Origin of the sequence: Limnohabitans sp. (genome assembly GCF_044373035.1) — a bacterium.
In the GTDB taxonomy this organism is placed as follows: Bacteria; Pseudomonadota; Gammaproteobacteria; order Burkholderiales; family Burkholderiaceae_C; genus Limnohabitans_A.
The window spans coordinates 1-4,819 of the sequence record NZ_JBILQU010000151.1 but is presented as its reverse complement, the minus strand read 5'-3'; the positions used below and the strand labels follow the sequence as shown (position 1 = coordinate 4,819).

Here is a 4,819-nt window from a genome sequence, read left to right as displayed (position 1 = left end):
TCGCTGCGCAGTTTTTCTTCTTCTTCCGGGTTGCTGATGAAGGCGGTCTCGACCAGCACGCTGGGGATGTCGGGGGCTTTGAGCACGGCAAAACCGGCTTGCTCGACACGGGGTTTGTGCAACTTGCCCACGCTGCCGATCTCGCGCAGCAAGCTGTTGCCGAGTGTCAGGCTGTCCTTGATTTGCGCTGCGGTGCTCATGTCAAGCAAGGCGTGTTGCACCTGAGCATCTTGCCCGCCCAAGTTCACGCCGCCGATGTCGTCGGCCTTGTTTTCTTTTTGCGCCATCCAGCGCGCCGCTGCGCTCGTGGCCCCGCCCTGGCTGAGCGCGAACACGCTGGCGCCTTGTGGGCGCGGGGTGTAAAAAGCATCGGCGTGGATGCTGACAAACAAGTCAGATTGCACGCGCCGGGCTTTTTGCACGCGCACATGCAGAGGCACAAAAAAATCGGCATCGCGCGTCAGGAACGCGCGCATGGGGCTGCCGCCCACGCTGCTGGCGTTGATGCGTTCGCTCAACATTTTGGCGATTTTGAGGACCACGTCTTTTTCGCGCGTGCCGCCTGGGCCAATGGCACCCGGGTCCTCGCCGCCATGCCCCGGGTCCAAGGTGACCACGATCAGCCGGTCGGTGCGTGGAGGCTCGGGTGTCTTGCCCGGGCGGCTCGGGTTGTCCATGAAGGGGCCTTCGCTGCGGGACAGGTCGGGCTGGCGGGTCGTTGGCGCGGGTAATGGCAAGGCACCTGTGCCGGGCTGGGTTTGCCGTGCGATCAGATCGCCCAAGGGGTCATTCACTGCGGCCGAGGCTCCGGGCAGGCGGTCCACGGCAGACGGGGTTTTGGCCGCGGTGCGCTCCTGGATCAGTTGCTCCAGAGGGTCGATGGCCTGGCTGGGGTAGAGGTCGAGCACCAAGCGGTGTGCGTAAGGGGCCACGGGTTGCAGGCTGAAGACTTGCGGTGCAATGGGGTGCTTGAGGTCAATCACCAGCCGCACCACGTTGGCGCTGAACTGGCCCACGCGGATGCCGGCAATGTTCGGGTCAGACGCTTGCACCTTGCCCACCAACTCGCGCAATGCGGCGTTCAATTGCATGCCTTGGATGTCCACCGCCAGGCGTGGTGGTGAGGCGATGAAGGCCTGGGTGCTTTGGATGGGCGCGTCCGATTCGAGCGTGACCCGGCTGTAATCGGCCGCGGGCCAAATGCGCACTGCCAGCATGTTGGCGCCTCGAGCGATCTGTGCAGCGCCCAGGCTCAGCACCAGAAAACCCGCCTTGATCAGGCGACGGCGGTCACTTTGCATCGTCTGCACCTTGGATCCAGTCTTGAAGCCACATGCGCCCGCGCTCTGTGCCTGTGCTGATGCGCACCTGGCGCTGGTCTTGGTCGATGGCGTCGAGCGCGATCACCCAATCGGGCGGGGGCAGTTGCCCGGCCACTTTGTCGGGCCACTCCATGAGTTTGAGGCCCGGCCCGGCAAAGATGTCGCGAAAACCGGCGTCTTCCCATTCTTGGGGGTCGTTGAAACGGTAAAAGTCAAAATGCCAGATGGGCCAGACGGCATCGCTTGTGCCAGTTGGATTGACCGCTTGATGCGGCTCCACCACGGCGTAAGTCGGGCTTTTGATGCGCCCCGTGACCCCGGCGGCGCGCAGCAGGTGGCGCACCAGAGTGGTCTTGCCCGCGCCCAGGTTGCCGCGCAGCTCGATGCGCGCATCGCGCCCGCCGGGCCATTGACCGAGGCCTTGCGCCAGCTGCTCGGCAAAGGCTTGGGTCTCGGCCTCATGCAGCCACAAACCCTCCCAATGCGCTGGGTCGGCGGGGCTTTCTACAATCGGCGGGTGACTGCTCAACGTACTCAAATCGACCTTCTTAAACTGTGGCCCCAAATCCAGATCTGGGCGCGTGAGTCGGGATTGTCCCAAATTGGCGTGACGGGCATCGATTTGTCCTCGGCAGAGCCCGGATTATTGGCTTGGTTGGCAGCGGGTTTTCACGGCAGCATGGGCTACATGGCTAGCCATGGCATGAAGCGCGCCCGCCCGGCCGATCTGGTGCCGGGCACGGTGAGCGTGATCACCGCCCGCATGGACTACTTGCCGCAGGACACCCCGCCAGAGTGGTTGGCGCGTGAAACCGCCCGCAGCCTGCAGCCAGGGGAGGCGGTGGTCTCGCTCTATGCCCGGGGGCGTGACTACCACAAGGTCTTGCGCAGCCGCCTGCAAAAACTGCAGGACCGCATCGCCCTGGCGATTGGCCCCTTTGGCCACCGCGTGTTCACCGACTCGGCGCCGGTGCTGGAGGCTGAGCTGGCCACCCGCAGCGGTTTGGGTTGGCGCGGCAAACACACTTTGGTCCTCTCGCGCGAGGCCGGGTCGATGTTTTTTCTGGGCGAATTGTTTGTGGATTTTTCGCTGAACGCAACGCCTGCGGTGTCGGCGCATTGTGGCCAGTGCACCGCCTGCATGGACCTGTGCCCCACGCAGGCCATCGTTGGCCCCTACCAGTTGGATGCGCGGCGCTGCATTTCTTACCTGACGATCGAACACGCCGGGCCGATCGACGAGGCCCTGCGCCCGCTGATCGGCAACCGCATTTATGGCTGCGACGATTGCCAGCTGGCCTGTCCGTGGAACAAGTTCGCGCAAGTCAGCACTTTGCCCGATTGGCAAGCGCGCGACGGTTTGGGCGCGGGCAGCATCGCAGAGCTCATGGCCTGGAATGAAGCCGAGTTTTTGCGCCGAACCGAGGGCAGTGCCATTCGCCGCATCGGACACGCCCGCTGGTTGCGCAACTTGGCATTGGCGGCAGGCAATGCCTTGGCCTGCTCGACCTTGCCGGAAAGCGAGCGCCGGGTTTTGCTGCAGGGTTTGGCTGTGCACACAGGCCACCCGGACCCGGTGGTGCAAGAGCAAGTGGCATGGTCCATGACCCAAGACCAGCGCGTGATCCGCTGAGCCTGGCTTGCCGAAGTTTTGCCCAAGACCTGGCAAGCTCAGCCGCGCAGCACACCCAACGCAAACGGCAAACTCAACATGCCGGCCAAGGTGGACAGTGTGACCAGGCCCGCCACGTAGGGTCCGTTGTAGCCCATGCGGGCGGCCAGCACATAGCAGGTGGAGGCGGTGGGCAGCGCTGAAAACGCCAGCAAGATGGTGGTTTGGGTGGGGTTCAGGCCAAACAGCAGCGACAGGCCCAGCGCCATCAGCGGCATCAGCAGGTGCTTGATCAGCAGCACGCTGGCGCTGAGCAGCTTGCCCTGGCGCAAGCTGCCCAGTTGCATGCCTGCGCCCGCCGCCATCAAACCCAGCGCCAATGAGGCTGCACCGATGCGGCTGACGCTGGGCTCCAGCACATCGGGCATGCGAAAGCCCAGCAAGTTGGCTGTTAGACCTGAAACGGTGGCGATGATCAGGGGGTTGCGCACCAGCTCGCGCAAAAAGCCGGTTTGGGCTTGTCGGGCCATGGGCCAGACCGCGCCAATGTTGAAGAGCGGCACGCAAAAACCGATCAGCACCGCGATCATGAGCAAGCCTTCGGGCCCGGCCAGGCGTTCGGCCAGTGCCAGGCCAATGAAGGAGTTGAAGCGAAAGGCCACTTGGGCACTGGCTGCATGGTCTCGCCGGTCCAGTCGGCGACCCAGGATGGGCCAATAGGGCAGGCTGTAAGACAAGGCAATGGTGCACAAGGCCAGACTCAGACCCGCCCCAATCAGACTGGAGGCTGCCAGCAGATCGAGTGGGCTTTTCACGATGGAGTGAAACAACAACACCGGGAAAAGGAAAAAATAGACCAGGCTTTCCACCTGCTGCCAGACCGGGCGGTTCAGGGCTGTGTAACGGCAGATCAGATAGCCGCACAGGATCAGGGAGAAATCGGGAAAGAGGAGTTGGGCAAAATTCACGGGGCTAGGATAACCCAGTGTGGGTGTGTCCTTGAGGCGCGGCTGTCACCCGCAATGCCCTCTTGTGCGGAGTGCGGGCTTTGTGGGTTTCCCCCCTCACGCCGGGCCCCATTTTTTGTCTATCATGTTCGATCTTTTAAGGAGTTTTATCAATGAAGCGTCGTAATTTGGTTTCTGCAGTCGGCTTGGCTGCCACCGTTTTGGCCAGTGGTTCGGTGTGGGCGCAGGCCTACCCCAACAAAACCATTCGCTTGCAGGTGCCGTTTGCGCCCGGTGGCACGACCGACATCGTGGCCCGAGTCATCGCTGAGCCCTTGGGCAAGGCTTTGGGTCAAAGCGTGATCGTCGAGAACAAGGCTGGTGGCGGCGGTGTGGTGGGTGCGACCGAAACCGTGCGCGCTGCCCCCGATGGCTACAACCTGGGCATGGCCACGGTGTCGACCACGGCCGCCAACCCCGCCATCAACCCCAAGATTCCGTACAACGTGCTGACCGACTTCACGCCCATCATCAACATTGCGGCCACACCCAATGTGATTGCGGTGCACCCCAGCTTTCCGGCCAAGGACTACGCCGGCTTTGTGGCCGAGTTGAAGAAAAATCCTGGCAAATACTCCTATGCCTCGTCGGGCACAGGCGGCATCGGCCACCTGCAGACCGAGCTGTGGAAGAGCTTGGCTGGCGTGTTCATCACCCACATTCCTTACCGGGGTGCGGGCCCGGCCCTGAACGACACCGTGGCTGGCCAGGTGCCGATCATTTTTGACAACCTACCCTCGGCGCTGCCCTTCATCCAGTCGGGCCGTTTGGTGCCCATCGTCGTGGCCGCGCCCCAGCGCCTGTCTCAGCTGCCCAACGTGCCCACCTTCAAGGATGTCGGTCTGGAACCCGTCAACCGCATGGCTTACTACGGCATC

The 4,819-nt window shown here is 63.0% G+C and carries 5 protein-coding genes; 2 read left to right on the top strand and 3 right to left on the bottom strand.

Translation table 11 applies throughout. The features are described from left to right. Positions 1-1,301 (bottom strand): N-acetylmuramoyl-L-alanine amidase (locus tag ACIQ47_RS14700; RefSeq protein ID WP_396438817.1); only part of this gene is annotated, 1,301 nt, incomplete at its 3' end. Continuing rightward, the gene (tsaE, locus tag ACIQ47_RS14695; RefSeq protein ID WP_396438816.1) at positions 1,291-1,860 is read right to left on the bottom strand and encodes a tRNA (adenosine(37)-N6)-threonylcarbamoyltransferase complex ATPase subunit type 1 TsaE; all 570 of its coding nucleotides are present in this window, start codon (positions 1,858-1,860) and stop codon (positions 1,291-1,293) included. The genes tsaE and ACIQ47_RS14700, both read right to left, overlap by 11 nt. On the opposite strand from tsaE, the gene queG reads away from it, so the two are divergent. After that, positions 1,840-2,955, top strand: a complete 1,116-nt coding sequence (gene queG / locus ACIQ47_RS14690; protein WP_396438815.1) for a tRNA epoxyqueuosine(34) reductase QueG — start codon at positions 1,840-1,842, stop codon at positions 2,953-2,955. The two genes, tsaE and queG, sit on opposite strands and share 21 nt — an antisense overlap. A 38-nt stretch (positions 2,956-2,993) precedes the next feature. On the opposite strand, the gene ACIQ47_RS14685 is transcribed toward queG, so the two are convergent. Next, a complete protein-coding gene (locus ACIQ47_RS14685) occupies positions 2,994-3,902 on the bottom strand; it encodes an AEC family transporter (RefSeq protein ID WP_396438814.1) in 909 nt (302 codons plus the stop codon). A 152-nt stretch (positions 3,903-4,054) separates the two neighbouring features. Here ACIQ47_RS14685 and ACIQ47_RS14680 point away from each other — a divergent pair. Then, on the top strand, positions 4,055-4,819 hold a 765-nt coding region (locus ACIQ47_RS14680; RefSeq protein ID WP_396438813.1), incomplete at its 3' end, for a tripartite tricarboxylate transporter substrate-binding protein.